This is a genomic window from Pseudomonadota bacterium, from assembly GCA_027624955.1.
Lineage (GTDB): Bacteria > Pseudomonadota > Alphaproteobacteria > UBA828 > UBA828 > PTKB01.
This window is the reverse complement of the sequence record JAQBTG010000001.1, coordinates 37889-52117: the sequence shown is the minus strand read 5'-3', so window position 1 is coordinate 52117 and position 14229 is coordinate 37889. Positions and strand designations below refer to the sequence as shown.

12 protein-coding genes are annotated in these 14229 nt (G+C 60.3%); 5 read left to right on the top strand and 7 right to left on the bottom strand.

Annotation, left to right across the window (positions count from 1 at the left end):
- Window positions 1-27 precede the first annotated feature (27 nt).
- Window positions 28-774 (bottom strand): type 1 glutamine amidotransferase, encoded by a 747-nt coding sequence (locus tag O3A94_00235; protein MDA1354675.1) that lies wholly within the window; start codon window positions 772-774, stop codon window positions 28-30.
- Between the two features lie 136 nt (window positions 775-910).
- A complete protein-coding gene (locus O3A94_00230; GenBank protein MDA1354674.1) occupies window positions 911-2551 on the bottom strand; it encodes an acyl-CoA synthetase in 1641 nt (546 codons plus the stop codon).
- 97 nt (window positions 2552-2648) lie between these two features.
- Between O3A94_00230 and O3A94_00225 the strand changes: the two genes are divergently transcribed.
- Window positions 2649-3143 (top strand): histidine phosphatase family protein, encoded by a 495-nt coding sequence (locus O3A94_00225; GenBank protein ID MDA1354673.1) that lies wholly within the window; start codon window positions 2649-2651, stop codon window positions 3141-3143.
- Window positions 3144-3468: 325 nt separating this feature from the next.
- Here O3A94_00225 and O3A94_00220 read toward each other — a convergent pair whose 3' ends face one another.
- Complete coding sequence (locus O3A94_00220; GenBank protein ID MDA1354672.1) at window positions 3469-4866, bottom strand: adenylate/guanylate cyclase domain-containing protein; 1398 nt, start codon at window positions 4864-4866, stop codon at window positions 3469-3471.
- Between the two features lie 105 nt (window positions 4867-4971).
- Here O3A94_00220 and O3A94_00215 point away from each other — a divergent pair, with 105 nt between their 5' ends.
- The gene (locus O3A94_00215; protein ID MDA1354671.1) at window positions 4972-5973 is read left to right on the top strand and encodes an isopenicillin N synthase family oxygenase; all 1002 of its coding nucleotides are present in this window, start codon (window positions 4972-4974) and stop codon (window positions 5971-5973) included.
- Window positions 5974-5976: 3 nt separating this feature from the next.
- Here O3A94_00215 and O3A94_00210 read toward each other — a convergent pair whose 3' ends face one another.
- Window positions 5977-7194, bottom strand: coding sequence for a CoA transferase (locus O3A94_00210; protein MDA1354670.1), 1218 nt, complete (start codon window positions 7192-7194; stop codon window positions 5977-5979).
- 154 nt (window positions 7195-7348) lie between these two features.
- Here O3A94_00210 and hydA (O3A94_00205) point away from each other — a divergent pair, with 154 nt between their 5' ends.
- Together hydA (O3A94_00205) and hydA (O3A94_00200) are read left to right on the top strand one after the other, a co-directional pair.
- Window positions 7349-8803, top strand: coding sequence for a dihydropyrimidinase (gene hydA / locus O3A94_00205; protein MDA1354669.1), 1455 nt, complete (start codon window positions 7349-7351; stop codon window positions 8801-8803).
- Window positions 8804-8832: 29 nt separating this feature from the next.
- On the top strand, window positions 8833-10287 hold the full coding sequence (hydA, locus tag O3A94_00200) for a dihydropyrimidinase (GenBank protein ID MDA1354668.1): 1455 nt from the start codon (window positions 8833-8835) through the stop codon (window positions 10285-10287).
- A 239-nt stretch (window positions 10288-10526) separates the two neighbouring features.
- Here the strand turns inward: hydA (O3A94_00200) and O3A94_00195 are convergent, their stop codons facing one another.
- Window positions 10527-11759 carry a Zn-dependent hydrolase gene (locus O3A94_00195; protein ID MDA1354667.1) on the bottom strand — a complete coding sequence of 411 codons (1233 nt, stop codon included), beginning with the start codon at window positions 11757-11759 and terminating at the stop codon, window positions 10527-10529.
- A 74-nt stretch (window positions 11760-11833) separates the two neighbouring features.
- Here O3A94_00195 and O3A94_00190 point away from each other — a divergent pair, with 74 nt between their 5' ends.
- On the top strand, window positions 11834-12364 hold the full coding sequence (locus tag O3A94_00190; GenBank protein MDA1354666.1) for a mismatch-specific DNA-glycosylase: 531 nt from the start codon (window positions 11834-11836) through the stop codon (window positions 12362-12364).
- Window positions 12365-12373: 9 nt separating this feature from the next.
- Here O3A94_00190 and O3A94_00185 read toward each other — a convergent pair whose 3' ends face one another.
- On the bottom strand, window positions 12374-13243 hold the full coding sequence (locus O3A94_00185; protein MDA1354665.1) for an acyltransferase: 870 nt from the start codon (window positions 13241-13243) through the stop codon (window positions 12374-12376).
- 22 nt (window positions 13244-13265) lie between these two features.
- On the bottom strand, window positions 13266-14138 hold the full coding sequence (locus O3A94_00180) for an acyltransferase (GenBank protein ID MDA1354664.1): 873 nt from the start codon (window positions 14136-14138) through the stop codon (window positions 13266-13268).
- Window positions 14139-14229: the final 91 nt, after the last annotated feature.

Below are 14229 nucleotides of genomic sequence, written 5' to 3'. Positions count from 1 at the left end.
AATTTGGCAATATCTATACTCGGCATGTCATTCTGCACACGCCTCCAGCGCTTCCGCCGGCAGTCGGGCGAGTGCGGTGAAATTGTCGAACAGGCGGCGGGCGTCGCGGTTCAGGCGGGCCATGTTCTGCGCCGCCTGGAAGCCGAAATCTCTGTGGGCCTCTGGCCCCATTATACTTTGCAGCTCTTCTTCATGGCCTTCTGGCGCCAGCCATTCGTCGATCGTGCCATCATAGACTTCGATGTGGAACTGCACGCCCCAAGCGCGCGGCGCGGCACGCATCGCTTGAATCCGGCAGGCGGCGGAATGGGCGAGCGGCACCGCGCCTGGCGGCAGCTCTTTCACTTGCCATTCATGCCATTGCAAGCCGGGAGAGGGACTCTCCCAGCCTGCGAACAAGGGATCGCGCCGACCCGCTTCGTTAAAGATGATCTCGACCACGCCGACTTCGGTATGCCCAGGCAGCTCCAGCGTGCCGCCGAGCGCCTGCGCCATCAACTGATGGCCAAGACAGATACCGAGTGTGGGCAGTGCGCGCTCAACAATCGCCTCGCGGATCAGAGCGGTCTCATCGGCAAGCCAGGGATGGGCGCCATAGTCGAGCGGCCCCATCGGCCCACCTAGCACGATCAGGGCGTCATAGGGATCAAGCATCGGTACGGCGTCGCCCTCATCGAGCGCGGCGACATCGAACGCGATACCGTCGGCCCGCATGAAATCGCGCAAGATGCCGGCATGCTCAAAACCGGCGTGTTGGAGGATGGCAATTCTCATCTCTTTTTGTCCCTCAAATGCCGGGCGGCCGCCTCCGCGGCCTTGGCTACCTCGCACAGGCTAGGGCGCGCGGTCGCGCTTGCCGGAAGGCGAAAAAGCCTTCGCGGGGTGGTGCCGTTTGGATGAATTAGTACTCTCATAATTCGGCGGCGCGTTCGCGGAGGGTGAATTTTTGGACTTTGCCGGTTGAGGTTTTGGGGAGGGTGCCGAATACCACCGTCTTCGGCGCCTTGAAATGGGCCATGTTGGCGCGGCAATGGGCGATCAGCTCGTCAGCGCTGGCCGTGGCGCCATCCTTCAGGGTGACGAAGGCGCAGGGCGTCTCACCCCAGGTGTCGTCGGGGCGGCCGACAACCGCTGCTTCCAGCACCGCAGCGTGTTTGTAGAGTACGTCTTCGATCTCAATGGTGCTGATGTTTTCCCCACCGGAGATGATGATGTCCTTGGCGCGGTCCTTGAGTTCGATATAGCCGTCCGGGTGCATTACGCCGAGATCGCCGGTGTGGAACCAGCCACCGGCAAACGCTTCCTCTGTGGCCGGGCCGTTCTTAAGATAGCCTTTCATCACCGTATTGCCGCGCATCACCACTTCGCCCATCGTCTTGCCGTCGGCGGGCACCGCATCTCCGCTTCCAGGCGCCTGGACGCCGAGGCCGTCGAGCGTGACGTAGGCCACGCCCTGGCGCGCTTTCAGCGTCGCCTGGGCCTCGATATCGAGGCTGTCCCATTCACCGTGCCAAGCGCACACCGTGACCGGGCCATAAACTTCGGTCAGGCCATAAACATGGGTGACGTGAAAACCGTCACGCTCCATCGCAGCGATGATGGCGGCGGGCGGCGGCGCGGCGGCAGTCATCACGTCGACGCGGTGATCGAACGCAGCGCGCGCTTCCTGCGGCGCATTGACGATCATATTGAGGACGATCGGTGCGCCGCAGAAGCGGTTCACGCCGTCGCGTGTGATGGCCTCGAAGATCGCCGCGGCCTCCACTCTGCGCAGGCACACATGGGTGCCGCCCTGGGCGGTGATGGTCCAGGTAAAGCACCAGCCGTTGCAGTGGAACATCGGCAGCGTCCATAGATAGACCGGCGCGTCGCCGAGGCTCCAGGTGAGGGAGTTGCCGATGGCGTTCAAATAGGCGCCGCGGTGATGCAACACCACGCCTTTGGGGTTGCCGGTGGTGCCTGAGGTGTAGCACAGCGAAATCGCCTCCCATTCATCGGCCGGCCAACGCCAATCATGGTCGGGATCGCCGGCGTCGAGAAAGGCTTCGTATTCGATAGACCCTAGGAATTCGCCGCCCTCTTCCGGCGCGTCGTCAATATCGATGACCAACGGATCGCATTGGGCGAGCTTAAGCGCTTCGGAAATTACCGGCGAAAAAGCGCGATCGGTAAAGAGTATTTTGGCCTCGGCATGGTCGAGAATAAAGGCGATTGCCGGGGCATCAAGGCGGACATTCAACGCGTTCAACACGGCGCCGGTCATCGGCACGCCGTAATGCGCTTCCAGCATGGCGGGAATGTTGGGCGCCATGATGCTGACCGTATCGCCGGGGCCGATACCGCGCGCCGCCAGGGCCGAGGCAAGGCGGCGCGAGCGGGCGTAGAATTCTCGGTAGGTGGCGCTGCGTGCGCCGTGTCGCCAGGCGGTGCGTCCGGGATAAATATGGACGGCGCGCGACAGGAAGCCGAGCGGCGTCAGCGCCACATGGTTGGCGGGGTTGCGCTCCAAGCCCTCTTCATAAAGGTTTCGCGCGGCGCGATCATCGGCCATTCTTTAGCGCTCCCAATTGCGTTGATTGACGGCGCGCCATTTAACAGGAGGCGGCGCGCTTTCGGCAAGGAGATCAAAGATCAAAAGCATTTACATCATGCGCCATGGCGAGGCCGAGGCACGAAACGCCGAAGGCGATGCGGCACGGGCGCTGACACCGCGCGGAATTGTCGAGTGCCGCCGTTTGGCATCACATCTCAAAGACGAGGGTGCCACCTGGGATGCGATACTCTGCTCAAACGCCCGGCGCGCACATGAAAGCGCCCAACTGTTAGCCGGCGCAATGGATTCCCCGCCGCCACTCGAAGTGCGTGAGGACCTCAATTTGGCCAGCGTGGAAACACTGCTGACGGTCCTCCGATGTTTGCCCGAAGCGGCCCATGCGGTGCTGCTGGTGGCGCATAATCCGGGCCTCCATGCGCTTGTCGGGCTGCTCGCGGGAAGCGGTGGCGGGCGGGCAGCGCGCAAGGCCGCGCGGGACTTTCCCGCTGGCGCGCTGGCCAGATTGACATCTGATTCGGAGGTCTGGGCGCATCTTGCGCCCGGCACCGCCATGCTGCGTGCTTTCATCACTCCCAAAGAGCTGATTTGATCCAGCTTATTTTTTCGTTAGTTACAAAATAAACCAATAAAATCATCATGTTGTGACGCTGATCACAGCCGCCTTGCCCTAGAATCGTCATGATCATGGGTATCTTCTATGTACCCCTCCCGGAAGAGAGAAGCGCGGCATTCCGCGAATCTCATCTCCCTCCTCTCCGGGCCGGACTTAAAACCCGGCCCGGTTTTTTTTTGCGTAAAATTTTAGGCCCTTCCGCCCCGGCGAGAAGGAAGGGTTTGGGTTGGTGGGACGAACTGAGCGCCCGCCGCGTGCTTTGCTTTCCCCCTCTCCCCTTGGGGAGAGGGTTTTGTAACCGCTACTTGGCCCACACGGTGATTGCTCCGCTGCGCCCCGGAATCTCCTGGCCGGTGCGCTCACGAAAGCCTTCAAGCAAGGCTTCGCTGCCGCCTTCCCGCCGCACTTCGGCCACCAGAACGCCGCCCGCGACAATCGTTCCGTCGAGCGTACGGGTGAGATGTTCCAAGCGGCTCGCCACATTGACCGTATCGCCAATCACGGCAAATTCGAGGCGATGCGCACCGCCGGTGTCGCCGAGCACCGCCGGCCCGAATTGCAGACCAATGCCGACGCGGACCTGTGCTTCGCCTTCTGCCATGCGCTCCAGATTCCATGTTGCCATCGCATCGGCCATGGCGATGGCGCAGGTAAGCGCGTCGGTAGCATCGCGCGACCCGGTATGCGGTGTGCCGAACGTCGCCATCACCGCATCGCCGATATACTTATCGAGCGTGCCACCATGAGCAAATACGACCTCTTCCATGCGGCCGTGAAAGCCGCGCAACAGGGCGATGACCTGCTCTGGACTGCGCGTCTCGCTCATGCCGGTAAAGCCGACGATATCGGCGAACAACACCGCGACATTCTGCCGCCGGACCGCGCCCAAGGGCGTGTCGGAGGCAGCCAGCTCATCCACCATATTGGGCGAGAAATAGCGCGAAAGATTGGCGCGCTCGCGTTCGGTTGAGGCCTGAGTCTCGACCAAACGCCGGGCGCGCCACACCACCAACGCCATGATGCCAGTGAAGATGGCGAAAATGACGATTTGCTGCACCCAGCCCATGACGAACACAAAATTCTCGTCGAGAAATATACGACGCGTTTCCTCAGCCGGGCGGGTCGCGGGGGAATCCATGAAGGTGATGGTTTCGGGCAGTGAGATGATTGCCCACACGCCGGCGCTCCACGCCAGGATGGTGACGATGCCGTTCCATATCACCAGACGCGGTGAATAGGTCAGGATGGTGCCGGCCATAATGATCAGGAAATAAAGAAAATTTGGGCCGCGCAAATGAAGTGCGGCGGACTCGAACCTGTCATCGAACGGCGCCGGCAAGAGGATCACGACACCAAGCAGCAAGACATCCGCCGTGGTAAATAGATATTTGTGCAGCGGGTGGGCGAAGCGCGATTTCGCCAATTTGTAATGCCCAACGCCGAGCAAGAAAAATACCGCGAGGATGACCTCGAAATAAAGTGTGGCAGCCGCGCCGGCCTCCCAATTCTGCAGCGCGACGAGAACCGCAATGGCGCCGAGTGCGATCGCCCGGGCGCGCGTAGAAAATAACAGACCCCGCATCACCTCGGTGTGGAAGGCGGCGGAGAGGCGTTTCGCGGCGGCATCTCTGTGCCGCGTGGGTGCGGCGCCGGCTGCCGTCGCGCCACGGGCGACGGTAGAAATCACATGATCCGTCATCGTGTCAGTTCTTTCCCGATTGCTTGATTTCGCGCCAGGTGTGGCGCTTTCCAATCAATATACGTAATAATGCAAGAGCATATTCCAAAGGGAGCGGGTCAGGTTATGAGCGAAGGCATCGTACCACTTATCGATATCGGGCCATTTCTGCATGGCGGGCCGGCGGACAAGGCAAGGGTCGCCGCCCAGGTCGACAAGGCCTGCCGCGAAATCGGCTTTCTTGTGATCTCCGGGCATGATGTACCAGCGGATTTGCTCGCTGACGTGCACAAAATGAGCGACGACTACTTCGCTTTGCCGTTTTGGGAAAAGATGCGGCACAAGCTGCCGGCCGATCGCCTGCGCGGCTATTCGCCCCAGGAGAGCCACAGTCTGGCCTATACCATGGACGAGGATGCACCGACGGATTTGCGCGAATCCTGGAATATGGGGCCGTTCGATCACGCGTTCGATGAATATCATTTCGGCAATGCCGGTGCGCGCTATTTTCCGCCCAATATCTGGCCCGACCAGCCCGGCAACATGCGGAACCTGTGCGAGACCTATTACCGCGCAATGGAGAAACTGGCTGGAGATTTAATGCGCATCTTCGCGCTCGCGCTCGGCCTGGAAGAGGACTTCTTCGAGCCCAAGATCGACAAGCACATCACCTGCCTGTGCATCAATTATTATCCCGCCCAGCCCAAGCCGCCTTTGGAGAAACAATTGCGCGGCGGCGCGCATTGCGATTACGGCGACCTCACGATCGTCCACACCGATACCGATATCGGCGGCCTCCAAGTGCACCGCAAGGACGGAGAATGGGAGACCGTGCCGTATATGCCCGGCACTTTTGCCGTCAATATCGGCGACCTGATGGCCGATTGGACCAACGATCAATGGGTCTCAACGCTGCACCGGGTGACCAATCCACCGCGCGACAAGGCGCATCTGAGCAAGACATCGTTGCTGTTCTTCCACCAGCCCAATTACGACGCCAAGGTGGAATGCTTGCCGCACTGTCAGGGACCTGACAATCCGCCCAAACACGCGCCGACAACCTCGGGCGAGCACATCACGGCGAAATTCGAAAAACTGCGCGCGCCAGAATTTGACGCGGCAGAATAAAAACTAAATCACGCCTGCGCGTTTCAATTCGGCCAGCTCGGCTGCGCTGAAGCCAAGCTCGTCGCCATAGATTTCCTGATTGCCCTCAGCGAGAGTGGGGCCGAGATGGGTAATGCGGCCCGGCGTCTCAGACAGGTGCGGCAGCACACCCGGCACGGTGATTTCTCCAGCGGTTTCGTCTTCCACCGTCACCAGAGTTTTGCGCGCCTTATAGTGTGGATCGTCGAAGATATCGGCAATCGAATAGACTGGCGCAATCGGCACCTCACCGGCGACACAGACCTGCATCAGCTTCTCGCGTGTCATCGAGAGCGTAAAGGCGCTCACCAATCCATCCACGTCCTCGCGGTTGGCAACCCGGTTGGCGGTGGTTGCGTAGCGCGGATCTGGGCCGAGTTCGGGGCGGCCGAGTACTTCTGCCATGCGCAGCCACATCTTGTCACTGGTGCACGCGATCGCCACCCATTCACCATCGCCGCATTCGAAATGCCCATGTGGGCAGACATTGGCAGTCCCCAAACCGAGGCGCGGGCGTACGAAACCGTTGGCGGCATAGAGCGGCGCCATCTCATCGAGCACGCGGAAGATCGATTCATAGAGCGCGACGTCTATCTCCTGGCCGCGCCCGGTGTCTTCGCGCGCACGTAAAGACAGAAGGATGCCGAGAGCGCCGTAGAGGCCGGAGATATAATCGGCCAGGGAGGTCGAGCCCGGCGTCAAAGGTGGCCCGTCGGGCTCGCCGGTAAGATAAGTGAGGCCGCCAAAGGCATGGGCGATGCGGGCGAAGCCGGGGCGGTTCTTATACGGGCCGGTCTGGCCATAGCCCGAGATGCGGAGCATCACCAGGCGGGGATTGATCGCTCTCAGCACGTCGGGCCCGAGGCCCCATTTTTCTAGCGTGCCGGGGCGGAAATTCTCGCATAGGACATCGGCGCTGACGATCAGACGCTTGAAGATTTCGACCCCTTTTTCCGTGCGAATGTCGAGCGTGACCGAGCGCTTGTTGCGCTGTTCGGAAAGCCAGCAGTAGCCATCGCCGTTTTTGCTCGGCGTGCCGAACTTGCGTAGCGGATCGCCGCTGCCTGGCTGCTCGATCTTGATCACTTCGGCGCCGAATTCACCGAGGATCGCGGCGCTGAACGGGCTGGCGACGAATGTCGCGAGATCGAGCACGCGCAGCCCTTCGAGCGGCAATTTGTTGTTTTGTTGCGCTTTTTCCATAGGTCCAAGAAAGCCGCGATTTTCCGCCGCTGTCAATTGTGACGGCAACGCCTGGCGGGGCTGGCGCGCCAAGCCGCCTTTGCGTTAAGGTTCGGACAAATAAATTCGAACAGCGCCGACACATCAGCCGGCAACCATCTCGGGAGAGAAGAACATGTCACTATTGATCAAGGGCGGAACCGTCGTCACAGCGGAAGAGACCTATCGTGCCGATGTCTATTGCGCCAACGGCACGATCCAGGCCATCGGCGAGAATTTGGAGGCGCCGGCCGGCGCCGACGTGGTGGACGCGGGCGAAGCGTTGGTCATTCCAGGCGGCATCGATCCGCACACCCATATGGAATTGCCCTTTATGGGCACGATCACGGCGGATGATTTTATGTCGGGTCCTTCGGCTGGGCTTGCCGGCGGCACCACGATGATCATCGACTTCGTTATCCCCAGCCCCGAGCAATCTCTCTTGGAGGCCTATGACACCTGGATGAGAAACGCGCAAAAGGCGCCGTCGGATTATTCCTTCCATGTCGCCATCACCTGGTGGAGCGACCAAGTGAAAGAAGAAATGGGCGTGCTCACGCGCGAACGCGGCGTCAACAGCTTCAAGCATTTCATGGCTTATAAAGGCGCCATCATGCTCGACGATGAAATTCTCCTGAACAGTTTCGACCGCTGCCAGGAGCTCGGGGCCATGGCCACCGTCCATGCCGAGAACGGCGAGATGATCTATCATTTGCAGAACAAGCTCCTAGCCATGGGCATCACAGGACCGGAAGGCCATGTTCAATCGCGCCCGCCGGAAGTGGAAGGCGAGGCGACACAGCGCGTGATCACCGTCGCCGGCGTCGCCAACGCGCCGCTCTATGTGGTGCATTGCAGTTGCATACAGTCGCTTGCAGCGATCGCCAAAGCCCGCGCCAACGGCCAGGCGGTTTATGGTGAAGCCTTGGCGCAGCATTTGGTAATCGACGAATCAACGCATTATCTACCTGACATCACCTTGGCCTCGGCGCACGTAATGAGCCCACCGTTCCGCAGCAAGAAACATCGCGACGCGTTGTGGGGCGGCCTCCAGTCCGGCACTCTGCAAACAACGGCAAGTGATCATTGCGCTTTCTGCGCGCCGCAAAAGGCGATGGGCAAGGATAACTTCACGCTCATGCCGAATGGCTGTGGCGGCATTGAGGACCGCATGTCGATCCTCTGGGACCAAGGCGTGAAAACCGGCCTGCTCACGCCGAATGATTTTGTTCGGGTGACGTCTACGGCGACGGCTAAAATCTTCAACATCCATCCGCGCAAGGGAGCTGTGAGCGTCGGCGCTGACGCCGACCTAGCGGTATGGGACCCTAACGCAAGCCGCAAGGTTTCGGTAAAGACGCATCACTCCAATATGGACTTCAACCTCTATGAAGGTATGAACCTGACCGGCTTGGCGCGCGCCACAATCAGCCAGGGCAAGCAGGTGTGGGACGGTAAAGACCTCAAAGTCGAGAAGGGTGTCGGCCGTTACATTCCCCGCCCGACCTATTCCAGCGTGTTCGAGCGGGTGAAGACGTACCGCGAGCTTAACGCACCGCGCCGTGTCGAGCGCGCACAAGCCGCCGAATAACGCCTGCTCACATAACCGGAGACCTCGCCATGTCACTTCTTATCAAGGGCGGCACTGTTACCACTGCCGAAGATAGCTACCGTTCCGACGTTTATTGCGCTGACGGTTTGATTCAGGCGATCGGAGAAAATCTCGACGTGCCGGCGGGCACTGAAACAGTGGATGCTGACGAGGCCCTGGTGATGCCGGGGGGCATCGACCCCCACACCCATATGGAGATTCCGTTCATGGGCGGGCGCGCAGGCGATGATTTCTTCACCGGGCCGGCTGCGGGACTGTCGGGCGGCACCACGATGATCATCGATTTTGTCATACCGTCGCCTGACGAGCGCCCGCTCGACGCCTATCATGTGTGGCGCTCGCGCTCCGAGAAGGCGCCGGCGGATTATTCCTTCCACGTCGCCATCACCAGCTGGAGCGATCAGGTCTCCGAGGACATGGAGACGCTCACGCGCGATCACGGCGTCAACAGCTTCAAGCACTTCATGGCCTATAAGAACGACATTATGCTCGACGGCGAGAATCTTATGCATAGCTTCCGGCGCTGCCGCGACCTCGGCGCCGTGGCGACGGTCCATTGCGAAGACGGCAACATGATCTGGCTGATGCAGCAGGAGCTGCTGGCAGCCGGCATCACCGGGCCGGAAGGCCACCCGCAATCGCGCCCGCCCGAGGTCGAGGGCGAGGCCACCAACCGCGCCATCCGCATCGCACAATTGCTCAACACGCCGATCTACATCGTGCATGTCACCTGCCGCGAGGCGCTGCAGGAAATCGTCCGCGCCCGCATGGAGGGCCAACGCGTCTATGGCGAGTGCCTGGCGCAGCATCTGGTGATCGACGATTCGGTCTATTACGACCCCGATCCGGTCAAAGCCCGCGGCTATGTGATGAGCCCGCCGTTCCGCCCCAAAGACCATTTGCGCGAACTGTGGCGCGGCTTGCAATCGGGCAATCTACACACCACCGCGACCGACCATTGCGCCTTTTGCAATGTCGACAAGGATAAAGGAAAGGACGATTTTACCAAGATTCCAAACGGTACCAGCGGCGTTGAAGACCGCATGTCTGTGTTGTGGGATCAGGGCGTCGAGACCGGCAAGCTAACGCCCAATGAATTCGTTCGCGTCACCTCGACCAACGCGGCGCAGATCTTCAACATTTATCCCCGCAAGGGCGCCATCCGTGTCGGCGCCGACGCCGATATCACGGTCTGGGACCCCAAGGCGACGCGCGTCCTTTCCGCCAAAACCCATAAGCAGAAAAATGATTTCAACATCTATGAAGGCATGGAAGTGACAGGCGTGGCGCGCAGCACCGTGAGCCAGGGCAATCTCGTGTGGCAGGACGGCGACCTCCGCGCCGAGCCCGGCGCCGGCCGATATATCGAACGCCCCACGTTCGGGCCAATGTTCGACGCCGCCGGCCGCACGCGCGACCAGCGCCCATGGCGCCGCGTGGACCGGGTCGAAGCTGCCGAATAGGAGGCCCGAACGCCTACCCTGCGTCTAAGCGGAATACATAAAAGCTCGTCGCAACGGGGCACCACCAAGCGGAATACCTGCCGCATTCCGGCAAGCGCGCCTGCGCGCCCGAGTTAATACGAGGTAGACAAGAGAGCGGACGCGACCGCCCGGCGTTTGAGGGCTACCGGAAAAAGCGCTTTGCGCTGAGTTCTCCCCTTCTCTCCAACCCCTCTTCCCAGCAGGGGAAAAAGGGCTAATCACGCGTTGGCGCGGGCAACCATCGCATTGAGCAGTACGTTGCAGCCGGCGGCGAGGTCGCTGGGGGTGGCTTCCTCAATCTCGTTGTGGCTAATGCCGTCTTCGCAGGGGATAAAAATCATCGCTGTCGGGGCGAGGCGCGATACATACACAGCGTCATGTCCGGCGCCGGAAGTGATCGGGCGGCTGGCCAGGCCGAGAGCATCTGCTGCGGCCTGCACCGCTGCGACGCAGGCTTCGTCAAAGATCACCGGCTCGGAATACCAGATGCGCTTGAAATCGAGGCTGAGGCTCAAATCGCCTGAGATTTTTTCGCAACTCGCCTGAAATTCACTTTCCATGCCGTCAAGTGCCACAGCATCGGGGTTGCGTATATCAGCTCGGAAAAACACTTTGCCAGGAATGACGTTGGTCGAATTGGGGCTCACTTCCATATAGCCGATGGTGGTGCGCCCGTTTGGCATCGCGGCCTCGCCGATGCGGTGTGCTTCGCCGACCATGCGGGCGGCGCCGACCAGCGCGTCCTTGCGCCGCTCCATCGGTGTTGTGCCGGCATGTGATTCCATGCCCGTAACTTCGATCTCGAACCAGCGGATACCCTGCACGCCCTGCACCACGCCGATGGTTTTTTCCTCAGCCTCGAGGATCGGTCCCTGTTCGATATGTGCTTCGAAGAACGCGCCGAGTTCGCGCGGTGCGCATTTCATGTCGCCGTCATAGCCAATGCGTTTTAGCTCGTCGCCCAGGGTGTTGCCTTCACGGTCGGTGCAGGCAAGGCCCTCTTCCAAGCTGAACTCGCCGCCAAATACGCCCGAGCCGATCATCGCCGGCGCGAAGCGCGAACCTTCTTCATTGGTCCAGGCCGAGATTTCAATCGGCGCGTTGGTCTCATAGTCGAGATCGTTCAACGTGCGCACCACTTCGAGCCCAGCGAGAACGCCATAGATACCGTCATATTTGCCGCCGGTCGGTTGGCTATCGATATGGCTGCCGGTGCAGATGGGGGGGAGCGAATTATCTTTCCCAGGCCGCCGGGCGAAGATGTTGCCCATCTGGTCTACGCTGACCGTGCAGCCCGCCGCTTCGCACCATTCGACATAGAGATCGCGCGCCGCCTTGTCTTCGTCAGTCAACGCCAGACGGCAGACGCCGCCCTTTTCTGTGGCGCCGATCTTGGCCATCTCCATGAGGCTGTCCCATAGCCGGTCGCCGTTTATGTTCATGTTCTGCACTGTGTCTCTCCCTGGAATAAGCTGTTGCCATGACCCTTGGCCCATATCGCCGCCTGATGTCAAGATGAAGCGGCATGAAACAAACGCAATTGCGCAATAGCGGACAAATTCTGCCCGACGTATTGGCCGACGGGCTGGATGTGGTGTTCTGCGGCTCGGCGGCGGGGAGCGCCTCGGCCCAGGCCGGTGCCTATTACGCCTGGCCGGGCAATCGCTTTTGGCCGATCTTGCATGAAAGCGGCCTGACGCCGCGCCAATTGCTGCCAAGCGAATTTCGCAATGTGCTTCAATACGGCGTCGGGCTCACGGATTTGAGCAAATTTCAGTCGGGCGCGGATAGCTCTTTGGATGTCGGCGGCGACGATACTGGCGGGCTCGCTGAAAAGATCATCGCCTACAAACCGCGCGCGCTTGCGTTCAACGGCAAACGCGCTGGCAGCGTGTTCCTGCGCGAGGTCCTCGCCTGCAAAATCAAAGATTACGGCCTTCAGCCGCAAGCACTGAGTGCGACTGCGCTGTTCGTTTTGCCGTCTACCTCGGGCGCGGCGCGGCGTTGGTGGGACGCCGCACCGTGGCGCGCGTTGAGTGAATTTCTTGGGCGCTAACGCCGCGGCTTAGGCTCGGCGCGCGGCGTTGGGGTGGGTCTCGGGCCGGCGATCACGATAGAACTGCCATTGATCGCGCACTTCGCGAATCATATCGAAATCGAGATCGGAAACCACCAGCGCGTCACGATCGTCAGGGCCCTGGTTGAGTACATTGCCACGCGGATCGGTGAAATAGCTCGAGCCATAGAATTGATGATTGCCGATCGCCGGCTCGGTACCAACTCGGTTGTTGGCGCCGATGAAGATACCGTTGGCAATCGCCGCACCGGGCTGCTCTAGGGTCCAGATATGGTCGCTCAAACCGCGGAAGGTGGCCGAGGGATTGAACACCAGTTCCACGCCGTTCAGCGCGAGCTCGCGCCAACCTTCCGGGAAATGGCGATCATAACAGATATAGACACCGACCTTGCCAACCGCCGTCTCGAAGACGGGGAAACCGAGATTGCCATAAGCGAAATAAAACTTTTCGTCGAATTTGCCGACCTTGGGAATATGAATTTTGCGGAACTTGCCGAGATAGCGGCCATCGGCGTCGATCACTGCGGCGGTGTTGTATAGTTTGCCGTCGTCGCCCAACTCATAGATCGGTGAGACGATGACCATGTTGAGGCGCTTGGCCGTCTCCATCATCAGTTGGGTGGTCGGCCCGTCGGGGATGACTTCGGCGGTGCCGAACCAGCGCTCATCGATCTCGGCCGGGAAGTAGGGCATGGTCCATACTTCCTGCAGGCCAATCACCTGAACGCCTTGTTTGGCGGCGTCTTCAATAAGCACCATATGGGCGGCGGTCATTTTGTCACGGATGGTGTCGAACGAATCGCCGATTGGATCGGCCTTCAATTCCATTTGGATAAGCGCGGCTTTGATTGTACTCATGATTGTATTTCCCCCTCAGCTCTCAAGCGTGCCAGTCGGCGATATGGGTATAGGCGTCGGGCCGCCGGTCGCGGAAGAATGACCAGGTTTCGCGCACCTGGCGGATCATGTCGAGATCGAGATCGGCGACCACCAGTTCGTCCTTGTCGTCCGAACCCTGGGTAAGAATCTCGCCGCGCGGATTGACGAAATAGCTCGATCCGTAAAACTCGCCATTGTTCCACGGCGCTTCCCAGCCGACGCGATTGTTGGCCCCGATAAAGACGCCGTTGGCGACCGCCGAAGCAGGCTGCTCGATATTCCACAGATGATCGCTTAGCCCCTTGGTGGTGGCCGATGGGTTGAAGATCAGCTCCGCACCGTTCAACGCAAGCTCGCGCCAGCCCTCAGGGAAATGGCGGTCGTAACAGATATAGACCCCGATCTTGCCGACCGCAGTCTGGAACACTGGATAGCCGAGGTCGCCGGGCTTGAAGAAGAACTTTTCGTGATAGCCGTTGGTGTGGGGAATATGAATCTTGCGGAACTTACCGAGATAGCTGCCATCGGCGTCGATCACGGCGGCGGTGTTGTAATAGACGCCAGTCATCTGCTCTTCATAGATTGGCACGACCAGCACCATGCCGTGCTCTTTGGCGACGCTTCGCATGTGTTGCACGGTCGGCCCATCAGGCACCCGTTCGGCAGTGGCGTACCATTTGGGGTCTTGGGTGGCGCAGACATAGGGGATATTGAAAATCTCCTGCAGGCCGAGCACCTGCACGCCCTGGCGCGCCGCGTCCTCGATCAGCACCATATGCGCGTCCATCATCTTCTTCATGATGGTCTTGGGCGAATCGCTCTCGACATCGCCTTTGAGGCTCATCTGTATGAGCCCCGCCTTAATCACTGCCATCGCCGCTAACTCCCCTAAGCCGATTGTCCGGACAAGTTCGCCAAGACTAGCGCCGAGCGGGGGCAGCAGGCAAACGAAAGTGGAAGGAATT

Bases quoted from the DNA above. Each gene is read 5' to 3' on its own strand.
- O3A94_00235 (MDA1354675.1), bottom strand. From the start codon at position 774: ATGAGAATTGCCATCCTCCAACACGCCGGTTTTGAGCATGCCGGCATC.
- O3A94_00230 (MDA1354674.1), bottom strand. From the start codon at position 2,551: ATGGCCGATGATCGCGCCGCGCGAAACCTTTATGAAGAGGGCTTGGAG.
- O3A94_00225 (MDA1354673.1), top strand. From the start codon at position 2,649: ATGCGCCATGGCGAGGCCGAGGCACGAAACGCCGAAGGCGATGCGGCA.
- O3A94_00220 (MDA1354672.1), bottom strand. From the start codon at position 4,866: ATGACGGATCATGTGATTTCTACCGTCGCCCGTGGCGCGACGGCAGCC.
- O3A94_00215 (MDA1354671.1), top strand. From the start codon at position 4,972: ATGAGCGAAGGCATCGTACCACTTATCGATATCGGGCCATTTCTGCAT.
- O3A94_00210 (MDA1354670.1), bottom strand. From the start codon at position 7,194: ATGGAAAAAGCGCAACAAAACAACAAATTGCCGCTCGAAGGGCTGCGC.
- hydA (MDA1354669.1), top strand. From the start codon at position 7,349: ATGTCACTATTGATCAAGGGCGGAACCGTCGTCACAGCGGAAGAGACC.
- hydA (MDA1354668.1), top strand. From the start codon at position 8,833: ATGTCACTTCTTATCAAGGGCGGCACTGTTACCACTGCCGAAGATAGC.
- O3A94_00190 (MDA1354666.1), top strand. From the start codon at position 11,834: ATGAAACAAACGCAATTGCGCAATAGCGGACAAATTCTGCCCGACGTA.
- O3A94_00185 (MDA1354665.1), bottom strand. From the start codon at position 13,243: ATGAGTACAATCAAAGCCGCGCTTATCCAAATGGAATTGAAGGCCGAT.
- O3A94_00180 (MDA1354664.1), bottom strand. From the start codon at position 14,138: ATGGCAGTGATTAAGGCGGGGCTCATACAGATGAGCCTCAAAGGCGAT.